General features: G+C 72.4%; 21 protein-coding genes and 2 pseudogenes. 14 read left to right on the forward strand and 9 right to left on the reverse strand.

Translation table 11 applies throughout. From position 1 onward, the window contains the following. Nucleotides 1–10 precede the first annotated feature (10 nt). The 3 genes and pseudogenes from QMZ92_RS02885 to QMZ92_RS02895 all read left to right on the forward strand — a co-directional run. A pseudogene (locus tag QMZ92_RS02885) lies at nt 11–151 on the forward strand (GlgC family sugar phosphate nucleotidyltransferase); the annotation flags it as partial. A 163-nt stretch (nt 152–314) separates the two neighbouring features. Further along, the gene (locus QMZ92_RS02890) at nt 315–1,778 is read left to right on the forward strand and encodes an SDR family NAD(P)-dependent oxidoreductase (RefSeq protein ID WP_283295630.1); all 1,464 of its coding nucleotides are present in this window, start codon (nt 315–317) and stop codon (nt 1,776–1,778) included. 307 nt (nt 1,779–2,085) lie between these two features. Next, nucleotides 2,086–2,253: a hypothetical protein gene (locus QMZ92_RS02895; protein ID WP_167746145.1), complete on the forward strand. Its 168-nt coding sequence runs from the start codon at nt 2,086–2,088 to the stop codon at nt 2,251–2,253. A 162-nt stretch (nt 2,254–2,415) separates the two neighbouring features. Here the strand turns inward: QMZ92_RS02895 and QMZ92_RS02900 are convergent, their stop codons facing one another. From QMZ92_RS02900 to QMZ92_RS02910, 3 genes are read right to left on the reverse strand one after another with little or no spacing between them, the layout of a single operon-like run. Beyond that, complete coding sequence (locus tag QMZ92_RS02900) at nt 2,416–3,849, reverse strand: lipase maturation factor family protein (RefSeq protein WP_283295631.1); 1,434 nt, start codon at nt 3,847–3,849, stop codon at nt 2,416–2,418. Then, nucleotides 3,816–4,391 carry a DUF1990 domain-containing protein gene (locus tag QMZ92_RS02905; protein WP_283295632.1) on the reverse strand — a complete coding sequence of 192 codons (576 nt, stop codon included), beginning with the start codon at nt 4,389–4,391 and terminating at the stop codon, nt 3,816–3,818. Before QMZ92_RS02905 ends, QMZ92_RS02900 begins: the two co-directional genes overlap by 34 nt. Further along, nucleotides 4,388–5,272, reverse strand: a complete 885-nt coding sequence (locus tag QMZ92_RS02910; protein ID WP_283295633.1) for a YndJ family protein — start codon at nt 5,270–5,272, stop codon at nt 4,388–4,390. The genes QMZ92_RS02905 and QMZ92_RS02910 overlap by 4 nt, the downstream gene beginning before the upstream one ends. A 386-nt stretch (nt 5,273–5,658) precedes the next feature. Between QMZ92_RS02910 and QMZ92_RS02915 the strand changes: the two genes are divergently transcribed. From QMZ92_RS02915 to QMZ92_RS02930, 4 genes are all read left to right on the forward strand, one after another. Continuing rightward, a complete protein-coding gene (locus QMZ92_RS02915) occupies nt 5,659–6,723 on the forward strand; it encodes a DUF6777 domain-containing protein (RefSeq protein ID WP_283295634.1) in 1,065 nt (354 codons plus the stop codon). Between the two features lie 55 nt (nt 6,724–6,778). Continuing rightward, entirely contained in the window at nt 6,779–8,851 is a 2,073-nt protein-coding gene (locus QMZ92_RS02920; protein WP_283295635.1) for a SpoIIE family protein phosphatase, read from the forward strand. Nucleotides 8,852–8,961: 110 nt separating this feature from the next. Continuing rightward, nucleotides 8,962–10,359, forward strand: a complete 1,398-nt coding sequence (locus QMZ92_RS02925; RefSeq protein ID WP_283295636.1) for a wax ester/triacylglycerol synthase family O-acyltransferase — start codon at nt 8,962–8,964, stop codon at nt 10,357–10,359. 297 nt (nt 10,360–10,656) lie between these two features. Further along, entirely contained in the window at nt 10,657–11,520 is an 864-nt protein-coding gene (locus QMZ92_RS02930) for an Fpg/Nei family DNA glycosylase (RefSeq protein WP_283295637.1), read from the forward strand. A gap of 38 nt (nt 11,521–11,558) precedes the next feature. On the opposite strand, the gene QMZ92_RS02935 is transcribed toward QMZ92_RS02930, so the two are convergent. Further along, entirely contained in the window at nt 11,559–12,239 is a 681-nt protein-coding gene (locus QMZ92_RS02935) for a zf-HC2 domain-containing protein (RefSeq protein WP_283295638.1), read from the reverse strand. Between the two features lie 182 nt (nt 12,240–12,421). On the opposite strand from QMZ92_RS02935, the gene QMZ92_RS02940 reads away from it, so the two are divergent. The 5 genes from QMZ92_RS02940 (at nt 12,422) to QMZ92_RS02960 (ending at nt 17,413) form a co-directional block, all read left to right on the forward strand. Then, nucleotides 12,422–12,712 (forward strand): zf-HC2 domain-containing protein, encoded by a 291-nt coding sequence (locus tag QMZ92_RS02940; protein ID WP_283295639.1) that lies wholly within the window; start codon nt 12,422–12,424, stop codon nt 12,710–12,712. A gap of 48 nt (nt 12,713–12,760) precedes the next feature. Beyond that, complete coding sequence (locus QMZ92_RS02945; protein WP_283295640.1) at nt 12,761–13,618, forward strand: LytR/AlgR family response regulator transcription factor; 858 nt, start codon at nt 12,761–12,763, stop codon at nt 13,616–13,618. A 450-nt stretch (nt 13,619–14,068) separates the two neighbouring features. Continuing rightward, on the forward strand, nt 14,069–14,449 hold the full coding sequence (locus QMZ92_RS02950; RefSeq protein ID WP_283295641.1) for a DUF485 domain-containing protein: 381 nt from the start codon (nt 14,069–14,071) through the stop codon (nt 14,447–14,449). A gap of 22 nt (nt 14,450–14,471) precedes the next feature. After that, entirely contained in the window at nt 14,472–16,205 is a 1,734-nt protein-coding gene (locus tag QMZ92_RS02955; RefSeq protein ID WP_283295642.1) for a sodium/solute symporter, read from the forward strand. Further along, nucleotides 16,202–17,413, forward strand: a complete 1,212-nt coding sequence (locus QMZ92_RS02960; protein ID WP_283295643.1) for a sensor histidine kinase — start codon at nt 16,202–16,204, stop codon at nt 17,411–17,413. Before QMZ92_RS02955 ends, QMZ92_RS02960 begins: the two co-directional genes overlap by 4 nt. Before the next feature lie 136 nt (nt 17,414–17,549). Here the strand turns inward: QMZ92_RS02960 and QMZ92_RS02965 are convergent, their stop codons facing one another. From QMZ92_RS02965 to QMZ92_RS02980, 4 genes and pseudogenes are all read right to left on the reverse strand, one after another. Continuing rightward, on the reverse strand, nt 17,550–18,068 hold the full coding sequence (locus QMZ92_RS02965) for a hypothetical protein (RefSeq protein WP_283295644.1): 519 nt from the start codon (nt 18,066–18,068) through the stop codon (nt 17,550–17,552). Nucleotides 18,069–18,390: 322 nt separating this feature from the next. Then, on the reverse strand, nt 18,391–18,933 hold the full coding sequence (locus QMZ92_RS02970; RefSeq protein ID WP_283295645.1) for a sigma-70 family RNA polymerase sigma factor: 543 nt from the start codon (nt 18,931–18,933) through the stop codon (nt 18,391–18,393). Nucleotides 18,934–19,180: 247 nt separating this feature from the next. Beyond that, nucleotides 19,181–20,617, reverse strand: coding sequence for an amino acid permease (locus tag QMZ92_RS02975; protein WP_283295646.1), 1,437 nt, complete (start codon nt 20,615–20,617; stop codon nt 19,181–19,183). 109 nt (nt 20,618–20,726) lie between these two features. Continuing rightward, nucleotides 20,727–21,129 (reverse strand): annotated as a pseudogene (locus tag QMZ92_RS02980) (universal stress protein). A gap of 158 nt (nt 21,130–21,287) precedes the next feature. Here QMZ92_RS02980 and lysX point away from each other — a divergent pair. Next, entirely contained in the window at nt 21,288–24,599 is a 3,312-nt protein-coding gene (gene lysX, locus QMZ92_RS02985; RefSeq protein ID WP_283295647.1) for a bifunctional lysylphosphatidylglycerol synthetase/lysine--tRNA ligase LysX, read from the forward strand. 120 nt (nt 24,600–24,719) lie between these two features. Here lysX and QMZ92_RS02990 read toward each other — a convergent pair whose 3' ends face one another. Next, nucleotides 24,720–25,382: a class F sortase gene (locus QMZ92_RS02990; protein WP_283295648.1), complete on the reverse strand. Its 663-nt coding sequence runs from the start codon at nt 25,380–25,382 to the stop codon at nt 24,720–24,722. 311 nt (nt 25,383–25,693) lie between these two features. On the opposite strand from QMZ92_RS02990, the gene QMZ92_RS02995 reads away from it, so the two are divergent. Then, a partial coding sequence (locus tag QMZ92_RS02995) for a hypothetical protein (RefSeq protein ID WP_283295649.1) occupies nt 25,694–26,193 on the forward strand: 500 nt, incomplete at its 3' end.

Genomic DNA, 26,193 nt, shown 5'->3' on the forward strand with positions numbered 1-26,193 from the left:
AGCGTACGTGGCGGTCGTGCGCGGAGCGGTGCTCGACGACACCGTCGACGTGCCGCCGGGAGCCACGCTCGGCGTCGGTCCGGAACGGGAACGGGAGCCGTACACCTTCTCGAAGCCCGGGGTGATCGCCTTGGGCACGGGGTGGCGGGTGCTGTGGCACCCGTCGCCGTTCCGTACCGTGCGCGACCGGATGCGGAACGTCACCTGCCGGTCTCGCCCTGCAACGTTTGGCCCGCACGCCCGCCTCTGAAGTAAAGTTCCGCTTTTGGAAACCCCCAAGCGGCATGCGAAGAACACAGGGAACGGCAGCGGCGATGACGGTGACAGACGACAGCCTGGGCTTCGGCCCCGGCATCGACCCCGAGCGACTGGCCGTCTGCCTGGGCGTTCTCGAGGAGCTCGACCGCCTGGAGGTCGACCACCCCGACGCGGTCGCGGTCCGCCGGGCCACCGCGGGGATCTACCGCACCGTGAAGCAGCGCCGCCGCCAGGAGCGCCGCGCCGCCAAGACCGCCCACGACAAGGCCGTCACCGAGGCCACCGCGACCGGCTCCGCGGACCGCATCGACGACGAGACCCAGGGGCTGCTGCCGTCCTCGTCGGTGACGGGCGAGATCGCGGGCATACTCCAGCGCCCCAGGTCCTGCTACATCTGCAAGACCCGCTACGTCGAGGTCGACGCCTTCTACCACCAGTTGTGCCAGAAGTGTGCGGCCGAGAACCGGGCCCGCCGCGACGCCCGCACCGATCTGACCGGCCGGCGGGCGCTCCTCACCGGTGGCCGGGCCAAGATCGGCATGTACATCGCGCTGCGGTTGCTCCGCGACGGCGCCCACACCACCATCACCACCCGCTTCCCCAACGACGCGGTCCGCCGCTTCAAGGCGATGCCGGACAGCGACGAGTGGATCCACCGACTCAAGGTCGTCGGTATCGACCTCCGTGACCCGGCGCAGGTCGTGGCGCTCGCCGACTCGGTCGCGGCCGAGGGGCCGCTGGACATCCTGATCAACAACGCGGCGCAGACCGTGCGCCGTTCCCCGCAGGCGTACAGCGAGCTCGTCGCGGCCGAGGGGGCCCCGCTGCCCGCGGGCGAACTGCCCGCCGCCGAGGTGATCGGCACCTTCGGCAGCGGTGGGGTGGACCGGGTCGCGGCACTGCCCGGGCCCCGCTCGGAAGGGCTGAGCGCCCAGGACGTCACCGGCCTCGCCCTCGTCTCCGGGTCGGCGTCCCTCGCGCGGATCGAGGCCGGCACCGCGATCGACGCCGGCGGGCTCGTGCCCGATCTGCACGACACCAACAGCTGGATCCAGACCGTCTCCGAGGTCGACCCGGTCGAGCTCCTCGAAGTGCAGCTGTGCAACTCGACGGCGCCCTTCATCCTGATCAGCCGGCTCCGCGCGGCGATGGCCGCGTCCTCGGCCCGGCGCAAGTACGTCGTGAACGTCTCCGCCATGGAGGGTGTCTTCAGCCGCGGCTACAAGGGTGCCGGCCACCCGCACACCAACATGGCCAAGGCCGCCCTGAACATGCTGACGCGCACCAGCGCCCAGGAGATGTTCGAGGCCGACGGCATTCTGATGACCGCCGTCGACACCGGCTGGATCACCGACGAGCGTCCGCACCCGGACAAGGTGCGCCTCGCCGCCGAGGGCTTCCACGCTCCGCTGGACCTGGTCGACGGCGCGGCCCGGGTGTACGACCCGATCGTGCGCGGCGAGGCCGGCGAGGACCTCTTCGGCTGCTTCCTGAAGGACTACGACCGCGCGAACTGGTGAGTCGCGAGGTAACCCGAACGGCGGATTCCCCCGGGCGAGCAAGACTCCCCGGGGGTTTCCTGTACCCAATGGGCCGTCACCTTGGGGCGGTTTCCCGTAAAGAAACGCCCAATGTGACGTAATCCATCGAGCGCAGCCGCGCTCATTTGGTTACTCTGGATCCAACGGACGGTCGGCAAGGGGTCACGAAACCTCCCGAGACCGCCCCGGGACAGGTCCGCAACCTCGGCCGCGATCCCGCCCGAAGAACGGCGCCACCGCGACCGGACCGCCCTTGTCCCTGTGACGCGACACTAAGGAGTGCGCGGTGACGACTGAAACGAAGAAGACCAAGCCCTCGGCGGAACCCGGCGAACGACCGGGGCGGCCGGACGAACTCGGAAGCCTCGAGGTCTGGGCCCGTTCCGCGCCGATCAGACTGGCCGGCTACGAGGACGACCTCGCCGAGCCGCACATCCTGCAGGGCATCGACTGATCTCGCGCCCCATGGCTGTCACCACCCCCGGTCCGTTCCGGACCGGGGGTCCCTGCATCCCGCCCCCGGCGGCACACGGGACGCCGGACCCGGGCGGCGCGACGGGACGGATCACCCCGTCGCCGTTCCGCAGGGCGGGCCGGATGGGGCCCGGCGGACGGGTCAGACACGTCCCGCCGGGACGTCCGTCCTGCTCAGCCGGGTCGGCGGCAGGTACTCGCGCAGATAGCGCCGCTCCCACCACGCGCCCGTGGAGCGCAGCCGCCGCCAGTCCGTGAACGTGTAGTGGTACAGCCGGGCCCTGACGTACGACGGCGGTGCGTCCGGGAAGGGATTGCCGCGCAGCAGCTTCAGCGTGTCCCGGTCGTTCTCCAACAGCCGCTCCACGAAGCCGCCGAACCAGGACCGGGCGTAGGCGGGGGAGAGGGCGGCGAACCACATCAGCCAGTCGAGGCGCAGATGGTAGGGGGCGTACTGCCGGGGCAGCCGGCGGGGGTCGCCCGGCTTCCCCTTGAACTCGTACTCCCTCCACACGGTGCCCGCGCGGAGCGCCGGCTCGTCCGTGCCCTCGATCACGACCTCGTACCGGACCCTCCCGACGGTTCCGAACGCGCCGTAGGTGTTCACCAGGTGGAGCGGGTCGAAGGACCGGTTCATCGCCTGCCGCCGGGAGATCAGGTTGCGCACGGGGCGGTAGCTCAGAGCGAGGACGAGGCCGGTCGCCGCGATCACCAGGACCTCGTACCACAGCGGCGGGGCGGGCAGGGGGTGCGGCCCGGTGAACGCGGAGAGGTCGACGGCGGAGAGCGCGAGGGCGATCGTCAGCCAGTTGAGCCAGGCGAAGTTGCCGGACAGGACGAGCCACAGCTGGGTGACGACGACCAGCCCTGCCGCCGCGGAGGCGACGGGCTGCGGGGTGAACAGCAATACCGGCACCAGCAGTTGGGTCACATGGTTGGCGGCGGCCTCGACCCGGTGCAGCGGCCCCGGCAGACGGTGGAAGAACCAGCTGAGCGGGCCGGGCATCGGCTGGGTCTCATGGTGGTAGTACAGGCACGTCAGCCGGCGCCAGCACTCGTCTCCGCGGACCTTGATCAGCCCGGCGCCGAACTCCACCCGGAAGAGCAGCCAGCGCAGCAGCCACAGCACCAGTACCGGGGGCGCGGCCCGCTCGTTCCCGAGGAAGACCGCGAGGAACCCGGTCTCCAGCAGCAGCGACTCCCAGCCGAAGGCGTACCAGGTCTGCCCGACGTTGACGATCGACAGGTACAGCGCCCACAGCACCGCCCACCACAGCATCGCCGTCCACAGCGGCAGGTGGTCGGCCGCGCCCCCGAGCAGCGCGGCCGAGAGTACCGCACCCGTCCAGGCGCAGCAGGCGAAGAACCGGTCCGAGTAGTGCAGTTGGAAGATGCTCGGCGCCCGCCGCATCGGGGCGTACCGCAGGTACTCGGGTACCGGGAGCATGCCGCGCTCACCGATGAGGGCGCGGAACTGGAGGGCCGCCCCGACGAAGGCCGCCAGGTACAGCGCGGCCAGCGCCCGCTGGAAGACGAGTCTGCTCAACCAGTAGTCGGGTGCCGAGAACCACTCCATCGCGGACCTCCCGTACCTCCAGTATCCGCCTCGGCGACAAGCCGCCGCAGGCCGGCGCCGAGCCGTCGCGCGTACATCCGCTGCGCCACCGGTACGAGCGGCCCGGCGAGCCGGGTGTACCAGCGGGCGGGTCTGCTGAACGCCGTCACGCTGAACCACACGGAGCCGTCCTCCGCCGCCTCCGCGAGGAAGCTCTCCTCGCCGCACTCGGGGTGGCCGGTCAGCGTGCCGTAGGCGAATCCGATGCGGTCCGGTCCGTACGCGGTCCAGATCACCCGGCAGGGGGCACGGAAGCGCAGCGGTCCCACGCCGAGCGAGATCTCGACCGAGGTGCCCGGTTCGGCGCGGGCGCTGGAGGCGGTCACCCGCGCTCCGGACGCGCGGTGCATCGCCCAGCCGGTGATGGCGGCGCCCGCGGTCTCCAGGGCCGCGGGGCCCTGGCCCACGTGTACGCGGACGTGGAGGTGGTGGTAGCCCTCGGGCAGGGGGGTGCGGCGGGTGGCGCCGGTCTCGGCGTAGTTGAGTCCGTCGGCGAGGGTCACGCGGCGGTCCTTTCCGGTCCTGTCGATCCGGCTCGTGCGGTGGTCCGCCGGCCGTCGGCCTTCTGTGCGGTGGTCTCCTCCAGCCGCAGCCGGGCCAGCAGCGAGCAGAGGGCGAAGCCCAGGGCGTTGCCGAGGCCGTGGGTCGCGGCCATCCAGGTGAGGCCGGGGTGTGGCAGGCCGGTGGCCTCGCCGAGTGCCCAGCTCAGGGCGAGGAGCATCGTCGCCACCAGAACGGCCGCCGATACCCCGAGAAGTGTGCGAATCAGCCGTTCGGCCCTGCCTGTGCGCACATCGCGCCAGGTCAGCAGTGCAACGGCCCACATCCCGGCGGTCAGCACCACCGCCCCGGCCAGTTCGACCCGGTCGCCCGTGAAGTAGCCGGCGAGTACCAGCAGGGTCCCCGCAGGCACGCTGACCGCCGCGAACCGGCCGGCGGAACCCTCGGCGGAACGGCAGACCAGGCCCGCGACCAGCGCCGCGGCGAAGCCCGCGAAGTGGAAGTGCGGCACGGTCAGGGCCAGGATCTCCAGGTCGAACCCCAGCAGCTCGTGGCCGGAGCGTTCGGCCACCAGGGCCACTCCTGCCACGGCCGGCGCGGCCAGGGCCGTGAGGACGGCGATCTCCGCCGGCGCGAGCGAGCGGGTGCGCCGCAGCCGGGCCGGGGCGTGCAGGGCGAGGGCGGTGGTGGCGAGGGCGTAGACCGAGGCCAGGGCCGTGGCGAGGGCGCCCCGGGGCAACCACAGGCTGACGGCGCCGGGCAGGGCGAGCAAGGGCCAGAGCCGCCGGACGGCGCCCGGGTCCGGGCCCGGCAGCAGTCGCAGTCCCAGCGGAACGATCACCAGCATCCCGAGCATCACGATCGCGTTGACCAGCGCGGTCATCGCGCCACCCCCTGTCTTGAACGCGTTCAGTCCCGCGCTCGAGCCTAGGGTGATTCTTGAACGTGTTCAAGTCGCGGCTCCGGAGGGTGTGGTGCAAGACAGGGAGTGATCACTCCGGGTACACCCTCACAACAGGCGGGAGATGGCGGGGTATGTTCGTGCGCTCACCGATGTATCGCCGGCACGCCGGGCTGGCCGCGATGTCGGCCGGCTTGTCGGCCGCACTGCTGGTCACTGGCTGCAGCAGTCTCACGGATCAGGGGCAGTCGGGCTCGACCCCCTCTCAGGAGGTCCGTCTGCAGCCGGCCGCGGAGCCCGGCCCCGATCCGTTCACGCCCTCCACGGCCACCGTGACGGCGGTGCCCCGCCAGCTGCCGGCGCCACGCGTGTCCAGCTCCGCGCGGCAGGACCCCGATGTGCGGTCCATCCGCACCGTGCTGGGCTCCACGCCCGGACTGTACGGCGGCACCCGGTCCGTCGCGAGCTGTGACGTGGAGCAGCAGATCCGGTTCCTGGTCGCCGACCAGGGCAAGGCGCAGGCGTTCGCCGAGGGCGTCGGCGTCGGCCAGGAGGACCTGCCGGGGTTCCTGCGGGGCCTCACGCCCGTGGTGCTGCGGGCCGACGCCCGGGTCACCAACCACGGCTACCGCGACGGTGTCGCCCAGCGCCGGCAGGGCGTCCTCCAGGCCGGGACCGCCGTGCTGGTCGACGAGCACGGCTCACCACGGGTCCGCTGTGGGTCCGGGAGCCCTCTCGCCTCGCCCGTGGTGACCGCCGGGGCGGTGAACGAGCAGGGCAAGCCCTGGCAGGGGTACGACCGTGACCGCGTGGTCGTGATCACTCGGGCCGCACACGTGATCGACGCTCTGGTGATCGTCGATATCGCCGCCAACACCTGGATGGAGCGCAGGAGCGGCTCCGACGGCGAGGCGGACCAGAATCCGCAGGTGCCGCCCGCGTACGACCCGGGGCTCCATGTCGCCGACGCACCCCAGGGGCCCCAGCCGGCCGGGCTCGGGTCGCCGAGCGAACCGCCGCCACCGAGTCCCGACGCCTCCGGTCCGCAGCCGGCGTCTCCGAGCGCGGTCCGTCCCGGTGTACCGAGCTCGCCGACCCGTGGCCCCGACGGCCCGCCGCCGATCCTTCCGGACGCGCCGCTGCCCGACGGGGCGGGCCAGGGCACCGGCGGGCAGGACGCCGGAGGCCAGGGCGGGTTCGACCAGGGCGGTGCCGGTCTGAGTGACAGCGACATCCTGATCTCGCCGGACTCCGGCGGCGGCGCCGGCCAGGGTTCGGGCGCCGTCGGTGGCGTGGACCAGGGCTCGGGTGCCGTCGGTGGTGTGGGCGAGCCCCAGGGCGGACCCGGCGTCATCCTCCCGGACGCGCCGCTTCCCGCCGGTGCCGGCACCGGCGCCGGCCTGCCCGCCGCCGGCGGGAGTGTCCAGGGCTGAGGCCGCAGCGCCCCGCTCGCTCGATAAATCGGACAAACAATGGCAGAGTGTCACCATGGTTGATCGGGCAGCGGGGGCCCTGTCGCTTCCCGACGACTGGCCCGCCAACCCGGATCTGAGCCTGGCCCTGAACCGCATGGGCAGCTTCGACTGGGACCTCGACAGCGGGCTGATGCACCTGGATCAGCCCGCTCTCGACGTGTTCGACACGCCCGCCGACCAGTACGACGGCCGCCCGGAGACCCTGGCCCGGCGCTTCCCGCGAGGCGAGGCGGCCCGGCTGGACGAGCTGGTCTCGCAGGCGCTGAAGAACGGCAGCTCCCACTACGGTGCGTACTTCCGCATCCGCTGCCGCAGCGGCACCCTGCGCTGGACGCACACCCAGGGATCGGTGCTCCGTGATGCCGAGGGCCGCCCCCATCGCATCATCGGCATCGTCCGCGATGCCACCCAGGAGCTCGCCGAATCCTCCGCCCGGCTCGAACTCGACGCGGAACGCCGACGTCAGACCAGTGTGGTGGAGAGCACCACGGCCGCCCTCGCCGACGCCAGGACCGTCAAGGACGTCATCGACGTGCTCAAGGACTCGCACGGGCTGGAGCACCTCGGCGCCACCAGCCTGGTTATGGGGCTGCTGGAGTCCGGACGCATCCATCTCGTCGCGGAGGGTCCGGAGGGCTCCTTCGTCCCGGGTACCCGCTTCACCCGGGTCGACGAGCAGTACCCGATGAGCGAGGTCATCCGCACGCTGGTGCCCCGGTTCATCGAGTCCAAGGAGGACTTCGCCGGCTCGTACCCGCGACTCTGGCCGCACATCAGCGGACTCGGCATCACCTCCGCGGCCTACATGCCGCTGATCGCCCAGGGCAGGCCGATCGGTGCGCTCGGCCTGCTGTACCGGGAGAAGACCGGCTTCACCACCGAGGAGCGCAATCTGCTGGTGGCACTGAGCAGCAGCATCGCGCAGAGCCTGCAGCGGGCCATGCTCTTCGAGCAGGAGCACGACCTGGCCGAAGGGCTCCAGCAGGCGATGCTGCCCCGCCGCATCCCCTCCGTGCCCGGGGCCCGGATCGCGGTGCGCTACCGCTCGGCACGCCTCGGCCGCGACATCGGCGGCGACTGGTACGACGTCATCCCCCTGCCCGGCGGCCGGGTCGGCGCGATCATCGGCGACGTCCAGGGGCATGACACCCACGCCGCGGCGGTCATGGGCCAACTGCGCATCGTGCTGCGCGCGTACGCGGCCGAGGGGCACACTCCCGCGACCGTGATGGCCCGCGCCTCGGTCTTCCTCCACGAGCTCGACACCGACCGCTTCGCCACCTGCATCTACGCGGAGGCCGACCTCAGCACGGGCGTCGTGCAGATGGTGCGCGCCGGCCATGTCGACCCGCTGCTCCTCGACTCCGACGGGGAGGGCCACCGGATCCCGGTGGAGGGCGGGCTGCCCCTGGGCCTGTCCGCCGAGTTCGGCCGGCTCGAGTACCCCGTCGCCACCGTGGAACTCGACCCCGGGCAGACCCTGTTGCTCTACACCGACGGGCTCGTCGAACAGCCGGGTGCCGACCTCGACGACGGGATGCGGCAGCTCACGACCGCGATCCGGGGCGGCTCCAAGAACCTCCAGATGCTCGCGGACCAGCTCTGCGAGGAGGTCGACGAACGGGGCGGCGACGACGACGTCGCGCTGCTGCTGCTCCAGCGCCGCGGCGCGTACGCCCCGCACACCGGTGGGCGGCTCCAGCAGCACGTCGCCCAGAACGACCCCGAGGCGCTCAGCTCGGCCCGGCACATGATCCGGGCCGCCGTACGGGCCTGGGGTGCGGCGGACCGCTCGGACGAGATCGAGCTGGCGGCGGACGAACTGATCACCAATGCCCTGATGCACACCGACGGCGGGGCGATCGTGACCGTGCGCGTGCTGACGGGGTCCGAACGGCGGCTGCGGGCCGAGGTCGAGGACTCCTCCAGCGCCCTGCCCCGGCGCCGGGAGGCGGGGGACGCCGGCGTCTCGGGCCGGGGGCTGATGCTGGTGGACCGGCTGGCGGACGTCTGGGGTGTGGAGTCGCGCGGCACCGGCAAATGCGTGTGGTGCGAGTTCGCCGTCCCGGTCCGGCTCGCAACCTGAAGACTACCCGACGGTAACCCTATGTAACGTGATTGCGCTTGACCGTAACCGACCGCAGGCGATTGACTGCTGATTCCTGTGTTCCGGCCTCCTAGGACATGAGGACACCCTTGAGCACCGAGCTGCTGGCACCCCTGGATCTGGCCTTCTGGCACCTCGAGTCCGCCGACCACCCGATGCACCTCGGCGCGCTCGCCCACTTCACCCCGCCCGCGTCCGTGGACGCCGCCACGACCGCGGCCGGCAGCGAGGAGATCCTCGCGCTGCTCGCCGCCCGTGCCTCCGCGATCCCCCGCCTGCGCATGCGCGTCACCGACGTCCTGCTGCCCGTGGGCGGCGCCGCCTGGACGGCCGACAAGGACTTCGACGTACGGCGGCACTTGCGTCAGATCCGGCTGCCGGCGGGCGACTTCGCGGCGTCCGCGGCCACGCTCGCCGGAGAGCTGATGGAGCGCCCGCTCGAACGGGGGCTGCCGCCCTGGGAGATGTACCTGCTCACCGGAGGCCCCGGGGATCCGTTCGCCGTCCTGGTCAAACTGCACCACGCCCTCGCCGACGGCATGCGGGCCGTCGCCATCGGGGCGGGCATCTTCGACGAGATCGCCGGGCCGCTCGCGGCGCGCGCCCGCCGGCACGGCCGCAGGTCCGGCCGGGGCCCGGCCGCCGTGCCGCCCCGGTCCTGGCTGCCCGGTCCCTGGCAGGTCGCCGGGATGGCCCGCGGCCGCATCGAGGAGCTGGGCCGGGCCTTCGGAGTCGGCGCCTCCCTCCTGGGCGCGTCGCTCGCCCGGGCCGGCCGGCTCGACCCCCGCGGCGCCGCGGCGCTCAGCGCCAGCTCCAGCGGCACCCGCAGGCTCGCCACCTCCGTACTCGACCTCGACGAGGTCCACGAGGTCCGCAGGGTCGCCGGCGGCACCGCGAACGACGTGCTCCTCGCCGCCGTCGCCGGGGCGCTGCGCCGCTGGATGGCCGAGCGGGGTGACGCCCTGCCGCCCACCGACCCCAGTGCCCTCGTCCCGGTGTCCAGGCGCCGTCCCGGCGGCCCGCCCGGCTCCGGCAACAAGCTGTCCGCGTATCTGCTCGACCTCCCCGTCACCGAGCCCGACCCCTGGGCCCGGCTCTACGCGGTCCGCGACGGCATGGACCGCAACAAGGCGGCGGGGCCGCTGCGCGGCGCCGGAGCCGTCGCCGTGCTCGCCGACCAACTACCGCCGCTCGCCCACCGGTTCGGAGCGCCGATCGCCGGCAACGCCGCCCGGATGCTGTTCGACCTCCTCGCGACCAGCGTGCCGCTGCCCCGCTCCGCACTGTCGCTCGGCGGCTGCCCGCTGCGCGAGATCTACCCGATGGCCCCGCTCGCCCGCGGCCAGTCCCTCGCCGTGGCTATGTCCACGTACGGCGGCCGGGTGTACTTCGGCCTGGTCGCGGACGGGAAGGCCCTGCCCGACGTGGACCGGCTGGCCCGCGCGGTCGAGGAGGAGATGGCCGCGCTGCTGGAGCTGGTCCGTTGAGGGCTGCCCCGCCATCCCCGGGGGACCGGCGCGCGGCGTCGGATGCGGTGCGCCGCAAGGCGGGGAGTCGTCCTCATGCCGGGCGTATTCGGATGATTCGACAACGCGGCGGGGCGCCGTGGCTGTCGTCGCGCGCCCGCCGGGGAAGGCGGGGACAGCCCTTGAGGGCTTGAGCGAGCCCGTTGGGGCGCGTGCCGGGCGTTCCCGGCCGGACGGGACTCTCGAAACCCGCCCCGGGCACCGGACCGGTGCCCGGGGCGGCCTGCGCGAGCGGACCCGGTACGGCAGGCTGGAGGCATGCCGGAACTGCCCGAAGTCGAAGCGCTCAGGGGCTTCCTCGACGAGAACCTGCTCGGCAAGGAGATCGCCCGGATGATGCCCGTGGCGATCAGTGTGCTGAAGACGTACGACCCGCCGCTCACCGCCCTCGAAGGCAGCGAGGTCGCCTCCGTGCGCCGGCACGGCAAGTTCCTGGACATCGGGACCGCCGGCGAACTGCACCTCGTCTTCCACCTCGCCCGCGCCGGCTGGCTTCAGTGGAAGGACGTCCTCCCGTCGGGCATGCCTCGCCCGGGCAAGGGTCCGCTGGCCCTGCGCGCCGCGCTCACCGGCGGGGACGGCTTCGACCTGACCGAGGCGGGCACGACCAAACGGCTTGCCGTGCACCTCGTGCACGACCCGGCCGAGGTGCCCGGCGTCGCCCGCCTCGGACCGGACCCGCTCGCGGACGACTTCGACCGCGAGGCGTTCGCCGCGCTCCTCGCGGGGGAGCGCCGGCAGATCAAGGGCGCGCTGCGCGACCAGAGCCTCGTCGCCGGAATCGGCAACGCGTACAGCGACGAGATCCTGCACGCCGCGAGGATGTCGCCGTACAAGCTCACCTCGAGACTCGGAGAGGACGAGATCACCGGTCTCTACGAGGCGGTGCGCACGACGCTCACGGACGCCGTCGAGCGTTCGAGGGGCCTGGCCGCCGGCCGGCTGAAGGCCGAAAAGAAGAGCGGTCTGAGGGTGCACGGCCGCACCGGCGAGTCCTGCCCCGTGTGCGGCGACACCATCCGCGAGGTGTCGTTCCACGACTCGTCGCTGCAGTACTGCCCCACCTGCCAGACGGGCGGCAAGCCGCTGGCGGACCGGAGGCTGTCACGGCTGCTCAGATGACGGCGCACGGGCGCCGGGGGCGGGCCCCCGGGCCGACGTCAGCGGTCCAGGGACACCAGGTGCTCGCCGCTGTCCGTGCGGACCTCGAAGCGGCCGATCTCCTCGCGCTGCAGCGCCGTCCCCGCCTCCATGTCCATCTCCTCCTCCGCCCCCGGGGCGTCCGTCCCGTAACCGGCAGGGGGCACCGACCAACTGGTGACGGCGTACTCCCTGCCGTCCTTGGCGACCGCGACCAGCCGGCAGGTCCGCGGACCGGGCAGCTTCGCCATGCGCAGGGCCACGGCCGTGCCCCAGCCCTTGGAGCGCAGGTCCACCGCGCCGTAGACACCGGTGGCGCCGTCCGTGGCCGTGATCCGCTCGTCGGGGCCTCCCGTGACCGGGCCGTCCGGCCCGCGCGACAGGCTCACCGCAGCCGCGGGCAGCGCCACGACCAACGCGGCCGCCGCGGCCACGAGCCGCAGCCTGCGGCGCGAAGCGCGCCGGCGCCGGACCGCGACCTCGTGGAGCAAGCGCTCCAGCAGCCGCTGCGCCGGCGGTTCGTCGGCCCGGCCGGGACCGGCGAGATCGCCCAGCGCCGACGCGACCGGGGCGAAGTCGGAGAGCCACAGGGCGCAGAGGCCGCAGTCCGCCAGATGCTCCTCGAAGCGGAAGGCGTCCGCGGGGTCGAGGACACCGAGCGCGTAGGCGGCCACATCCCGGTGCTGCTCCCGCAGATTCATGGACCAATCCTTCGGCTCGTCGGCTACGAACGGTCCATACGAGGCGTATGCACCGTGGGTGTCGACCTGGAATACGCAGCGGAGCAGTGCCGTGCTCAGCGGCGGAAGGGGAAAGTGCGACCGGGTCGAGCAGTGCTGCGACTGTGGCGCGGAGTTGTGGAGAGGACCGGCAGAATGGGTGGGTGAACGGTGGAGATTCGGGCGTCCGTATGACCGGGCGGCCTTCCGGCAGTCCTCATGTGGAGCCGCTGCTCGGCGCGTATGTCCTCGGTGTGCTCGTCCCCCACGAGGAGGCCCGGGTGGCGGGGCACCTCACCCACTGCCGCCGGTGCCGTGCCACGTACCTCGGCATGGCCGACGCCCAGGAGTTGCGGGCGTCGTGCGCGGACGACGCCTTCGGCACCGGGGCCGGCGGGAGCGACGGAGCCGCCGGGTCGGGAGGGGCCGGCGGGCACGCCCGGTGGACGAGGTGACCGACACGCCCGTGGTCGCACGGGCGACCCTTGCCTAAAATCCGCAGCATGCTGCGCGTACTTGCCGTCGACGACGAGAAGCCGGCGCTGGGGGAACTGCTGTACCTGCTGCGCTCCGACCCACGGGTGCGCAGCGCGGACGGTGCCACCGACGCCACGGAGGCGCTGCGCCGCATCAGCCGGGCGCTGGACGCGGGACCGGACGGCGACGACGGCATCGACGTCGTCTTCCTCGACATCCACATGGCGGGGCTCACCGGGCTCGACGTCGCCCGGCTGCTCTCGGAGTTCGCCAGGCCGCCGCTGATCGTGTTCGTCACGGCCCATGAGGGCTTCGCCGTGCAGGCGTTCGACCTCAAGGCCGTCGACTACGTCCTCAAGCCGGTGCGCAGGGAACGGCTCGCCGAAGCCGTCCGCCGGGTCAGCGATCTGACCGCCGCGGCGCGCGGTGCGCGGCAGTCCCCGCCGGTGACCGGAGCGGACGCGGGCGCGGTGGGCGGGCCGGGCCCGGACCGGGCGGGTTCCGCCGCCACCGGTCCCCTGGTCACCGGGTCGACCGCACCGGGCACCGCGCCCGAGCAGATCCCCGTCGAACTCGGTGGCGTGACCAGGTTCGTCCCCATCGACGAGATCGCTTACGTCGAGGCCCAGGGCGACTACGCGCGTCTGCACACGGCCGACGGCAGCCATCTCGTCCGGATCCCCCTCTCCACGCTGGAGGAGCGGTGGGCGTCCCGCGGCTTCGTCCGGATACACCGCAGCCACCTCGTGGCCCTCGGACGGATCGACGAACTCCGACTGGACGCGGGTGCCACGACCGTCCGCGTGGGCGCGGCGGAGCTCGCCGTGAGCCGCCGCCACGCCCGTCAGCTGCGGGATCTGCTGATGCGCCACGCCCGGGGCTGACCTCTGTGGCCCCGCGGCGGCGGCCGCCGAGGACGTGCCGCGTGCCGCCGGTGGGGAACCGCTGCGCCGACGATGCGAGTCTCCCCAGGACGCGCACCGACGTCGCATAGTGGACATGACCCGGTTCCACCGCGGACTCCGGTCGCGCTCGGGAAGTGCGAGTCCGCCGCGTGGCGGCGAGCCGGGCCCGGAGAGCCGCTGCCGGCCGCCTCGCGCCGGGGAGGCCGGTGGTGCGGCACTCCCGCAGTCGTGAGCGACGGGAGAGCCTGCCCCGCCGGCCGAGCCGTACCCCGGACCGGCGCCCCGCTGAGATCGCGCCGAGACCCTCCGGCGCCTATCCCTCCCTCGCCCCACCTGCGTAGACTCCAACGACCCCTGCGGGCAGGCCGCCCGTCGCAGTGAGCGGCCGTCCCGTACGAGCCGCCGAGAGAACGCCGGGAGCGGACGCCGATGTCTGCAGCACAGCCACCCCGCCGTGAAGTCGTCACGGGCGTGCCCCGCGGCACCCGCCGCCGCCCCGGACACGCCCCCGCCCGCTCGGAGATCAGCGAGCAGACCACGATCGGCACGGTCTACGTCCGCTCCCTGATGCGCAGCCAGCTGCGTGCCGCCCTGTACGCGCTGGGCACGCTCGCCGTCCTCGTCGGCACGCTCCCACTGCTCTTCGCCTTCCCCGCCGCCGTCCTCGGCTCCTTCTCCTCGCCCGAGCCCTTCGTGTGGGTGGTGCTCGGGGTCGGCGTCTACCCGCTGATGTGGCTGACCGCCCGCTGGTACGTCCGCCGCGCCGAGCGCAACGAAGAGGACTTCACCGGGCTCGTCGAAGGCCGCTGAGACCGCCAGTGGGGGACGACCGGTGAACCAGACCTACGCGGTGACGGCCGTGACCTTGGTGGTGCTGGCGACCGTCCTCATCGGCGCCCTCGGCCTGCGCATCTCCCGGACGACCTCCGACTTCTACGTCGCCTCACGCACCGTCAACCCCGGGCTGAACGCCGCCGCCATCAGCGGCGAGTACCTGTCCGCCGCCTCCTTCCTCGGCATCGCCGGACTGGTGCTCCTCCAGGGCCCCGACATGCTCTGGTACCCGGTCGGCTACACGGCGGGCTACCTCGTGCTACTCGTCCTCGTCGCCGCTCCGCTGCGGCGCTCGGGCGCGTACACGCTCTCCGACTTCGCCGAGGCGCGGCTCGAGTCGCCTGCGGTGCGGCGCCTCGCCAGCCTGTTCGTCGTCGGTATCGCCTGGCTCTATCTGCTGCCGCAGCTCCAGGGCGCGGGACTGACCCTGGAGATCCTCACCGGCGCCCCCGACTGGTTCGGCGGGCTCCTCGTCGCCGTCGTCGTCACGGGCGCCGTCGCCGCGGGCGGCATGCGCTCCATCACCTTCGTACAGGCGTTCCAGTACTGGCTGAAGCTCACGGCGCTGCTGGTGCCCGCCCTGTTCCTCGTCGCCGCCTGGGCCGGGGACGACGCGCCCCGGGCACGCTTCGACGCGCCCGCCGTCCTGCGCGAGCACACCGAGGTCCGGCTCGACGCCACCGTACGGATCGAACTGGAAGCACCGCTGTCCGTCGGGGTGACCGGCACGATCGACGGCACCCGCCACGAGGGGGGCCGGACCATCCTCGACGAGGGCACCCACCATGTGGAGTCGGGCACCACGCTCACCTTCCCCCCGGGGGCGGACATACCCGAACGGGCGTCCACCGGCGCCGACCCCGCCGGCTGGTCCCAGCCCCTCGCGGGCGGGCGCGACGGCTACCAGCTGTACGCCACGTACGGCCTGATACTCGCCACCTTCCTCGGCACCATGGGCCTGCCGCACGTCGCCGTCCGCTTCTACACGAGCCCCAACGGCCGCGCGGCGCGCCGCACCACCCTCGTGGTCCTGGGCCTGATCGGTGCCTTCTACCTGCTGCCTCCCGTGTACGGGGCCCTCGGCCGGATCTATGCCCCGGAACTCGCCCTGACCGGCGACGCCGACGCCGCCGTGCTCGTCCTGCCGGAACGGATGGTCGGCGGACTCGCGGGCGATCTGCTCGGCGCCCTCCTCGCGGCCGGCGCGTTCGCCGCCTTCCTGTCCACCGCGTCCGGGCTCACCATGTCCGTCGCCGGGGTCCTCAGCCAGGACGTCCTGCCCTCGCGCGGCGTACGCCACTTCCGGCTCGCGACCGTCCTCGCCATGGCGGTGCCGCTCGCCGTCAGCGTCGTCGCCACCAACGTGCCGGTCGCCGACGCCGTCGGGCTGGCCTTCGCCGTCTCCGCGTCGTCCTTCTGCCCGCTGCTCGTCCTCGGCATCTGGTGGCGCGGACTGACCCCGCCGGGCGCCGCGGCCGGACTGGTCACCGGCGGCGGAGCCGCACTGACCGCCGTGATGGCCACCCGGGCCGGACTCGCCCCCGAGGGGTGGCCGCACACACTCATGGCCTGGCCGGCCGTCTGGTCCGTGCCGCTCGGCTTCCTCACCATGATCCTGGTGTCGCTGGCGACGCCCCGCCACGTACCTCCCGGCGCCGCCGCCATCCTCACCCGCCTCCATCTGCCGGAGGACCTCGTCGGCCGACCGCAGCACGAAGGAGCACAGCGATGACCGGGACGGCGCTGGCGGCACTCGGCGCGGCCGCGGCCGTACTGCTCGCCGCCGGTTTCGCCCTCGGCCGGGTCACGGCCCGCCGCGGGGCCGGCAACGGGCCCGACCTCGGTACGCCGGTCGAGCGGGCCACCTTCCACACCCTGCACACCGCCTCCCTCGCCGCGCCGCCGCTGCGTGCCGGGCTCACCGAGGACACCGCGCGCAGGGCCGCCCGCCGGCTGCGCTCACTGCTCGGCACGCAGGCGCTGTGCCTCACCGACCGGGAGACCGTCCTCGCCTGGGACGGAATCGGCGCGGACCATCACCGGGAGCGCGTGATGCACCGCGTCGGCGACGTCCTCGAATCCGGTCGCAGCCAGAGCGTCCGTACCCGCTGCGACGACGTGGAATGCCCGCTCCGCTGGGCCGTGATCGCCCCGCTGACCGGGGAGGAGGGCGTGCTCGGCACGCTCGTCGCCTACGGCACGGGGGAGTCGGCGGTCCTCGTACGGGCCGCCACCGAGGTCGCCCGCTGGGTCTCCGTCCAGTTGGAACTGGCCGAGCTCGACCGCTCCCGCACCCGGCTCATCGAGGCCGAGATCCGTGCCCTGCGCGCCCAGATCTCCCCGCACTTCATCTTCAACTCGCTCGCTGCCATCGCCTCCTTCGTCCGCACCGACCCGGAACGGGCGCGGGAACTCCTGCTCGAGTTCGCCGACTTCACCCGCTACTCCTTCCGCCGGCACGGCGACTTCACCCATCTCGCCGACGAGTTGCGCTGCATCGAGCAGTACCTCGCCCTCGCCGGGGCCCGCTTCGGCGACCGGCTGAAGGTGACACTCCAGATCGCGCCCGAAGTCCTCCCGGTAGCACTGCCGTTCCTCTGCCTCCAGCCACTCGTCGAGAACGCGGTGAAGCACGGTCTCGAGGACACCGGTCGGACCTGCCGGATCTCCCTCTCCGCCCAGGACGCGGGCTCGGAGGCGGTGGTGACGATCGAGGACGACGGCATCGGAATGGACCCGGCCGAACTGCGCCGGATCCTCGCACGGGAGGCCGACCGTCCCTCCGGCATCGGTCTCTCCAACGTCGACCAGCGGCTGCGTCAGGTGTACGGGGACGCCCACGGACTGGTCATCGAGACGGGGGTCGGGGCGGGAACGAAGATCACCGTGCGTGTCCCCAAGTACCGCGCGGGCGTGCACAAGAACGCGGGCGCAGCCTGAGCCGGTGCGGTGCGGTGCGGTGCGGTGCGGGCCCGGCCGCACCGGGGGAGCGGCAGAGGTGAGGGCGGAGGCCGACGGCGGACGCGCTCAAGGACGGCGTCGGTACCTCAAGGACGAGCTCAGTACCTCGACGAGCTCAGTACAGATGGACGGCCAGATGGCCCAGCGGGAGACCGATACGCCAGGCCGGCGTCCAGACCTGGGCGTTCTCGCCGGCTGCCGGGTCCACCGGAAGGGCCGGGTGCCACGGGTCGGTGTCGCCCAGATCGGCGGCGAGGAGCTCGGTCCGCTCCAGCCATCCCCAGGTGTCGCGGGCCAGGGCGAGATCGGGGTCCGTGCCGGGGACGCCCCGGTCGAACGACTCCCGTTCGGCCATGCGGTCGCGCACCCACTCCTGCCACGGTTGGCCGTAGGCCGTGACGGACAGCCATTCGTCCAGCCGTGACGCGGTGGGGACTCCGGCCGGGCCGTCCTCGGCGCCGCACAGGTGGACCGTCAGCGCCAGCGTCGCCCGGCCGGCTCTGTACTCCAGCGAACCCGGCTCCACCAGACCGCCGGTGCGCAGCACCTCGTCGGCGAGGTACTCGGCGCACAGCCATGCCATGGGGACTGCCAGACCGCCTCCGCTGGTGCCGTTCGTACTCTCGGGCCGCACTCTCTCCACCTTCTCCCGGGACGTGTTCGGGCACGGGTCTCGACGACGAGCCTCCACCTGAAGACACGTGTCACGGTTCCTCTTTACTCAACTCGAGCGGGTGGTTTCGAATCCGGTCGCCTGTGACCGTGGCACCAGGGAGAGCAGGTGCCCCGTGGGAATCCGGGGTCGGAAGTGACCGGCCCTTGTCCGGTGGTGCTCGCACCGGCGCGTGCCGCACCCGGAGCGGCCCGCGACGAACGGGCGGGCGGTCGTTCCGCGCTCCCCGGGGACGGGCGGCCGCCGGCGGCGCCGTCCCTTGGGCGCACGGAGGGCGGCCGGCTCACGCCGCCGAGGAGAGCGACCGCCTGTTGTAGCCCGGCAGACCGCGGGCCATGGCGCGCAACGCGTGGTGCGAACGGGACTTGACCGTGCCCTGCGGGATGCCGAGCGCCCGGGCGGCCTCGGCCACGCTGCGGCCCCGGAAGTAGATCTGCACCAGCACGGCACGGTGCTCGGGACTCAGCGACCTGACCGCGGCCCGCACGTCGAGCGCGGCGACCGCCCGGTCCGTCACGTCGGAGGGGTCCGGCGTCGCGGCCAGAACGCCGTCCCCGATCTCCGCCGGCCGCGCGAGCCGCGAGCGGCGCGCGTCGATCGCGAGGCGCCGTCCGACGGTGAAGAGCCACGGCCGCATCGACTCGTAGGGCGCGTCGAACGCCTCGGGGTGCTGCCAGGCCCTGAGCAGGGTCTCCTGCAGCAGGTCCTCCGCACGCTGCCGGTCGCCGTACGTCAGGCCGACGAGAAAGCTCAGCAGGGCGGGACCGTGTTCGCGCTGCAGCTTCGCCAGGGCCCGCTCGTCGGCCGTCGCCGTCGCCGTCGTCATCGTCGGCTCCCTTTCCGCAGGATCTTCCGGGGGTTCGGTGCTACGTGTGCTTCGTGGCGTATACGAGCGCATCGGCGAGCGGAGGGACAGGCGCCGAGCACGGGTGTGCGACGAGCGGTCGCACAGTGCGGCGAGTGGTGCGCCGAACGGTCGGCCGGACGCACTCGCGACGGCCGCGCATCCGGTGGGACGGCGCCGGACGGGGCGGGGCCGTCGCGAGTACGTCAGGCCGCGCGACAGTCCACGGTCACCCGTCCGGTTCCGCCGGCCCGGCGGATTCCTCCCTCGCGAGGTTCGAGTGCCGGTACGAGTAGGCGAAGTAGATGATCAGCCCGACCACGAGCCACACCACGAACCGGACCCAGGTCTGCCGGTCCAGGAACGTGATCAGCCAGAGGGAGAACACCACGCCGATCGCCGGAACGAACGGCATGCCCGGGCAGCGGAACGTCCGCGGCAGCTCAGGCTGCCGGTAGCGCAGCACGATCACCGCGACGCACACCACCACGAAGGCCAGCAGGATGCCGATGTTCGTCAGCTGGGCGGCCTCGCCGATCGGCAGGAAGCCGGCGATCAGCGCGGAGCCGGCACCGACGATCCACGTCACCCGCAGGGGCACGTGCCGCGTGGGGTGCGTCTTCGCGAACCAGCGCGGCAGCAGTCCGTCGCGGCTCATCGAGAACCACACGCGCGTCACGCCCAGCATGAACGTGAACATCACGGTGAGGATCCCGATGATGGCGCCGATCGCGATGACGTTGGCCAGGCTCTCCAATCCCACCGCCTTGAAGGCCGTCGAGAAGCCGCTCTCCGGATCGATCTCCTTGTAGTTCTGCATACCCGTCAGCACCAGACAGGCCAGCACATAGAGCACCATCGAGATCGCCAGCGAGTAGATGATCGCCCTGGGCATGTGCCGCTGTGCGTCCTTGGACTCCTCGGCGGCCGTGGACATGGCGTCGTAGCCGAACACCGCGAAGAAGACGGTCGCCGCCCCCGTGACGGCCCCGCCGACCCCGAACGGGAAGAAGGGGTCGTAGTTCGCCGTGTCGATGTGGAAGAAGCCGACCGCGATCACCAGCAGCACGACCAGTACCTTCAGCACCACCACGACCGTCTCGAAACGGGCCGCGTTCTTGATGCCCAGCGTCAGCAGATAGGCGATGAACAGACACAGGACCATCGCGAAGAGGTCGACCTTGTGCCCGGGACCCGTGCCCGGCGCGCCCAGCATCCACGCGGGCAGATCGAGCCCCAGCTGGGCCAGGAGGAACCCGAAGTAGCCGGAGATCCCGATGGCGACCACCGCGACGATCGCCGTGTACTCCAGCAGCAGGTCCCAGCCGATGAACCAGCCCGCCAACTCGCCGAGCACCGCGTACCCGTACGTGTAAGCCGAACCCGCCTTCGGGATCAGGCCGGCGAACTCCGCGTACGAAAAGGCCGCGGCGGCACTCGCCACACCGGCGATCAGGAACGACACCACCACCGCGGGTCCGGCCCTGTCGTGGGCCACCGCTCCCGCCAGGGCGAAGATGCCGGCGCCGATGATGCCGCCGACGCCGATCGCGGTGAGCTGCCAGAGGCCGAGCGTTCTGGTCAGCTGCTCGCTCGGAGCGCCCTCCCGGATCTGTGCGATGGGCTTGCGGCGCAATACGCCCTGCCCCACGCGGAGCCCTGCCATGAGACACCTCTTCGCGGACTGCAGTCGGCCGATGGCGGCTCATGATGGCCGAGGCGGGGCAGTGGTGGAAGACGACATGCGGTCGCGCCGAGGCGAGGGTTCCGGGAGGCTACGGAACCACCGTCACGGGCCAGCGCCCGGCCTTCACCAGCCGTACGGCCACCGAGCCGACGATCCGGTGTCCCGCCGACTCCGACGCGCCCACCACCACGGCGTCCGCCTTGAGCTCGTCGGCGGCCGCCACCAGCCCGTTGTACGGATCGCCGCGGAAGGTGTGGAACTCCCAGCGCACGTCCCAGATGCCCCGCACCCGCTCGGCCGCCTCGCGGATCTCCGCGACCAGCCCCTCCGCCATCTCCCCGGTGGTGTCCGCGCGCCGAGGGCGGCGCCCGCCTCATCAGCGGCTGCACGTACACGAGCGCGAGGAGCGCGTTCTGCCGCCGCGCCAGACCGCCGGCGTACGGCGCCGCCCGCAGCGACGACTCCGAACCGTCCACACCCGCGACGATCACCTTCGGACCGTCCGTACCGCGCTCGAAAACCCGGGGCTGCCCACTCACGGCAACGAGGCTGGACGGTGCCCCGCGGATCCTGCAGGGCGCGTCCCCGCGGGGGGACTCCCCGCCCGCCCGACAGGCGGCCCGGCGGCCGTCTCCCTAGAGTGCGGAACATGAGCATCAGCGTGGCGGAGCGTGCGACCGCCGCCCGGAGCGGCCTGACGGCCAGGGTGCCGGGCGCCTTCGCGATGTTCTTCGCCCTGCTCGGCGTGTACTGCGCGGTGATCGCGCTGATCGCCCCGCTGCGCAGGCTGCTGAGCCCGGTCTCCGCGTTCCTCGACCTGGTGGCCGTACCCGTCAGCGCCAACCTGGCCTACGCCGTCTTCCTGCTCCTGCTGGCGGCGGCCATCGGCGCCCGCAAGAAGGCCGCCTGGTGGCTCGTCGTCGCCTATCTCGCCCTGCTCGTCCTCACCGACGTCCTCACCCTGGCCCTGCTGCGGGGCTGGTCGTGGATCCCCAATCTGGTCCTGTGCCTGATCGCCCTCGGCGTGCTGTTCGCCGCGCGCGGCGAGTTCTACGCCCTGACCCGCCGCGGGGCCCTGCGGCACGCCCTTCTCGTGCTCGTCCTCGGGCTCGTGCTGGCCGTGCTCGTCGGCTGGGGGCTCGTGGAGCTCTTCCCCAACGACCTCCCGCAGGCGCAGCGGCTGCCGTGGGCCGCCAACCGGGTGCTCGGCGGGCTCGTCTCCAACGCCCAGTTCGACGGCACTCCGCCCCGCGCCCTGTTCTTCCTCCTCGGCCTCTTCGGCGCGCTCGCGCTGCTCAACTCCGCCCGCACCCTGTTCCGCTCCCAGCGGATGGAGGCCGCGCTGCACGGCGACGAGGAACCCCGTATCCGCGCCCTGCTGGGCGCCTACGGCTCCCAGGACTCGCTCGGCTACTTCGCCACCCGCCGGGACAAGGCCGTCGTCTTCGCGCCCAACGGCAAAGCCGCCGTCACCTACCGCGTCGAGGCCGGCGTGGCCCTCGCCAGCGGGGACCCCGTCGGCGACACGGAGGCATGGACCCCCGCCGTCGAGGCCTGGCTCGACGTCGCCCGCCGCTACGCCTGGGCGCCGGCCGTGATGGGGGCGTCCGAGGACGGCGCGCGTGCCTACGCCCGCTCGGGGCTCGGCGCCATCCAGCTCGGGGACGAGGCGATCCTGCACGTCGACCGCTTCGACCTGAACGGCCGGGACATGCGCGTCACCCGGCAGGCCGTCGGCCGGGTCCGCAGACTCGGGGCCACCACCCGCATCCGCCGGCACTCCGCCCTCGGCGCCGACGAGATGAAGCAGATCATCGACCGCGCCGACGCCTGGCGCGACACCGAGACCGAGCGCGGCTTCTCCATGGCCCTCGACCGGCTTGGCGACCCCGAGGACGGCGACTGCCTGCTCGTCGAGGCACTCGACGCCGACGGGGACCTCATCGCCCTGCTCTCCTTCGTCCCCTGGGGACGCGACGGGATCTCCCTCGACGTGATGCGACGGGACCGCGACCACGCACCCAACGGGATCATGGAGTTCATGGTCGCCGAGCTGTGCGCGGAGGCCCCGCAGCTCGGTGTGCGCCGGATCTCCCTCAACTTCGCCGTCTTCCGCTCCGTCTTCGAGGAAGGCGCCAGGATCGGCGCGGGACCCGTCCTCCGGCTCTGGCGCAGGCTGCTGCTGTTCTTCTCCAGGTGGTGGCAGCTGGAGGCGCTGTACCGTTCCAACGTCAAGTACCAGCCGGCCTGGTACCCGCGCTTCCTCTGCTACGGGGATGCCGGGGCCCTCGCCCGTATCGGCCTCGCCTCGGCGATCGCCGAGGGCTTCGTCTCCGTGCCCCGGCTGCGCAAGCGCTGGGGCAACGGGCGGCCGCGCGGCGTCGTCGCCGGGCCGGTCGCCGGCACCAGGGACCTCCCGCCGCTCGACGCGCTGGAACTCGCCGGACCCGACACCGTACGGCCCATGGGGGAGCGCCGGCTGCCCGAACAGGTACGCATCCGCCACCGCAAGCTCGAACGGCTGCGCGAGCGGGGCGTCGACCCGTACCCCGTGGGGGTCGCCGCACGGACCGACCCGCTCGCCGCCGTACGCGCAGCCCATCCTGACGTGCCGCCCGGGGCCCGTACCAGGGAACGGGCCACGGTCGCCGGGCGGGTCATGGCCGTACGCGACTTCGGCGGAGTTCTCTTCGCCGTGCTGCGCGACTGGTCCGGCGACCTCCAGATCGCCCTGACCCGCGACGGTTCAGGTCCCGGTGTGCTCGCCGCCTTCTCCGCCGACGTCGACCTCGGCGACCACGTCACGGCCACCGGCGAGGTCGGTGCCAGCGACGGCGGCGAGCTCACCGTCTTCGCCGACACCTGGCAGCTCACCGCCAAGTGCCTGCGTCCGCTGCCCGACAAACGCCGGGGACTGGCCGATCCGGAGGCACGGGTACGCCGCCGCTATCTCGACCTTTTCACCAGCCCCGACGCCCGCAGCGTCGTCCGGGCCCGCTCCACGGCGGTGCAGGCTCTGCGGCAGGGGTTGCTCGACCGCGGCTACCTCGAGGTCGAGACCCCGATGCTCCAGCAGATCCACGGCGGCGCCAACGCCCGCCCGTTCACCACCCACATCAACGCCTACGACATGGACCTGTACCTGCGGATCGCCCCCGAGCTGTTCCTCAAGAGGCTGTGTGTGGGCGGCATGGAGAAGGTCTTCGAGATGGGCCGCACCTTCCGCAACGAGGGCGTCTCGTACAAGCACAACCCCGAGTTCACGATGCTGGAGGCGTACGAGGCGTTCGCCGACTACGACGTGATGCTCGACCTGACCCGCGAGCTCATCCAGGGCGCCGCCACCGCCGCGTTCGGCGCTCCGGTCGCCCACAAGAGGGGCCCCGACGGCAAGCTCGTCGTCCACGACATCTCCGGCGACTGGCCCGTCAAGACCCTGTACGGAGCAGTGTCCGAGGCGCTCGGCGAACAGGTGGACGCCGACACCGACGAGGAGCGGCTGCGACGGCTCTGTGACCTCGCGGGAGTGCCGCAGGGCCCCGAGGACACGCGCGGCGACGTCGTCCTGGAGATGTACGAGCGGCTGGTCGAGGAGAAGACCCAGCTGCCCACCTTCTACAAGGACTTCCCGACCGACGTGTCCCCGCTGACCCGTCAGCATCGTCGTGACCCACGTCTCGCGGAACGGTGGGACCTGGTCGCCTTCGGCACCGAACTCGGCACGGCGTACTCGGAGCTGACCGACCCGGTCGAGCAGCGGCGGCGCCTCACCGCCCAGTCGCTGCTCGCGGCCGGCGGCGACCCCGAGGCCATGGAGCTCGACGAGGACTTCCTCGACGCCCTGGAGTACGCGATGCCCCCGACCGGAGGGCTCGGCATCGGTGTGGACCGGCTGGTGATGTTCCTGACGGGGCTGACCATCCGCGAGACGCTGCCGTTCCCCCTGGTGCGCAGGCACTGAACGGAGGACGCGCGGTCGCGCCGCCCTGCCGTCGCCGGGGCCGCGTCGCCGCTGCCGCCCGGACCGTGCTCCCCCGCCGGACGGACCGCCCACGGGCGGCCGTCCGGCGGGGGAGCGGCCTCAGCGCGTGGTGACCATACGGGCGAAGACGACGACGTTCCCGTCGTATCCGGTGCTTCGCGAGTAGCCGCCGCCGCAGGTGATCACCCGCAGTTCAGGGGTGCCGGTGTCCCCGTAGACCCGGGCGCCCGGGAAGTTGTTCTTGGAGAACACCTCGACGCCGTACACCTCGAAGACCGCGACCCGGCCGTCGTAGCGGGTCACCTCGACGTGCTGGCCCTTCTGCATCGAACCGAGCCCGTAGAACACGGCGGGCCCGCCGGCGTTGTCGACATGGCCGACGACCACGGCGGTGCCCTGCTGGCCGGGAGCGATGCCGTTCTGGTACCAGCCGGCGAGGTTGGTGTCCTGTGCCGGCGGGGCTTCGATCCAGCCGTTGGTGTCGAGCCCCACGTCGATGATGGGCGCGTCGACGCCGACGGATCGGATGGCGATCCGCGAGGCCGGGGCGTACGGCAGCGGCTCGACGGTGCCTGGCAGTGGAATGGAGTCCTGGTTGGCGCGTACGTCGTCCAGCGAAGCCGCCACGGCGGGCTGGGGCGGCCCCATGCCGACGTCGACGCCGTTCCGCACCAGTGCGAGTCCTGTGAGCATGACAAGGGCCAGTACGCCCCAAGGGGAGCGTCTCCTCGAATCCGACCCCGTGAACTCCTGCCGGCGCATGGTTCTCCCATCTCATCGTCTGCCCGCACGCTAAGCACATGAGGGAGAGGCCGCGACCTGAGAGGGGCGAACGGGTGGTACGGCCGGTCGGGGTGACCCATACGAGTAGACAGTCGGGCAAATTCTCTGACGGTCCGTGACCTGCGGCTCCGTCAGATCCGGGCTGCTCGCCCCGGCGTGTCGATCACCGGGGTGGACGAGTCCCGAAATGCGACGGATGTGCAAGCCGGTGAGGGTTTCGTCATGGAGGGCGTTCTCGTCGAAATCTCCGGAGCACCGTTCCGGGGCGCACCTCCGATGGAGGTTCAACCATGCGTGCTTCACGCGCTGTCGCGGTGGCGATCACCGCGTGTGCGGCCATGGGCGCCACTTCTCCCGTGGTCGCCGCCACCGCCACCGGAGGCGGCAACGGTCCGGCCAACGTCCGTCTCTCCCCGTCCGAGGTCCACCAGGGCTCGACCCTGACCATCCTGGTCGACGGCTGCCACCGCGGTGGCACGGTGTCGTCCAACGCCTTTCCCGCCGCCAACCTCAGCGCCGACCGCGGAGGGTACTACGGCCCGAGTGGCAAGCGGGCGGGGGACGAGGTCGACGCGAACGGGAACGCGAACGTCAACGGGAACGGGAACGCGAACGCGAACGGCTTCGGTCAGGACCAGAACGGCAACGGGAACAACAACGGGAACGGCCAGGACCAGGGCGGTAACAACAACGGCCGCAATGACAACGGCCGTAACGATCAGGGTGGCAACAACAACGGCCGGAACGACAACGGCCGTAACGATCAGGGTGGCAACAACAACGGCCGGAA

Source organism: Streptomyces sp. HNM0645 (genome assembly GCF_030056615.1).
Lineage (GTDB): Bacteria > Actinomycetota > Actinomycetes > Streptomycetales > Streptomycetaceae > Streptomyces > Streptomyces marianii.

Bases quoted from the DNA above. Each gene is read 5' to 3' on its own strand.
- QMZ92_RS02890 (WP_283295630.1), top strand. From the start codon at position 315: ATGACGGTGACAGACGACAGCCTGGGCTTCGGCCCCGGCATCGACCCC.
- QMZ92_RS02900 (WP_283295631.1), bottom strand. From the start codon at position 3,849: ATGGAGTGGTTCTCGGCACCCGACTACTGGTTGAGCAGACTCGTCTTC.
- QMZ92_RS02910 (WP_283295633.1), bottom strand. From the start codon at position 5,272: ATGACCGCGCTGGTCAACGCGATCGTGATGCTCGGGATGCTGGTGATC.
- QMZ92_RS02920 (WP_283295635.1), top strand. From the start codon at position 6,779: ATGGTTGATCGGGCAGCGGGGGCCCTGTCGCTTCCCGACGACTGGCCC.
- QMZ92_RS02930 (WP_283295637.1), top strand. From the start codon at position 10,657: ATGCCGGAACTGCCCGAAGTCGAAGCGCTCAGGGGCTTCCTCGACGAG.
- QMZ92_RS02935 (WP_283295638.1), bottom strand. From the start codon at position 12,239: ATGAATCTGCGGGAGCAGCACCGGGATGTGGCCGCCTACGCGCTCGGT.
- QMZ92_RS02945 (WP_283295640.1), top strand. From the start codon at position 12,761: ATGCTGCGCGTACTTGCCGTCGACGACGAGAAGCCGGCGCTGGGGGAA.
- QMZ92_RS02950 (WP_283295641.1), top strand. From the start codon at position 14,069: ATGTCTGCAGCACAGCCACCCCGCCGTGAAGTCGTCACGGGCGTGCCC.
- QMZ92_RS02960 (WP_283295643.1), top strand. From the start codon at position 16,202: ATGACCGGGACGGCGCTGGCGGCACTCGGCGCGGCCGCGGCCGTACTG.
- QMZ92_RS02970 (WP_283295645.1), bottom strand. From the start codon at position 18,933: ATGACGACGGCGACGGCGACGGCCGACGAGCGGGCCCTGGCGAAGCTG.
- QMZ92_RS02975 (WP_283295646.1), bottom strand. From the start codon at position 20,617: ATGGCAGGGCTCCGCGTGGGGCAGGGCGTATTGCGCCGCAAGCCCATC.
- lysX (WP_283295647.1), top strand. From the start codon at position 21,288: ATGAGCATCAGCGTGGCGGAGCGTGCGACCGCCGCCCGGAGCGGCCTG.
- QMZ92_RS02990 (WP_283295648.1), bottom strand. From the start codon at position 25,382: ATGCGCCGGCAGGAGTTCACGGGGTCGGATTCGAGGAGACGCTCCCCT.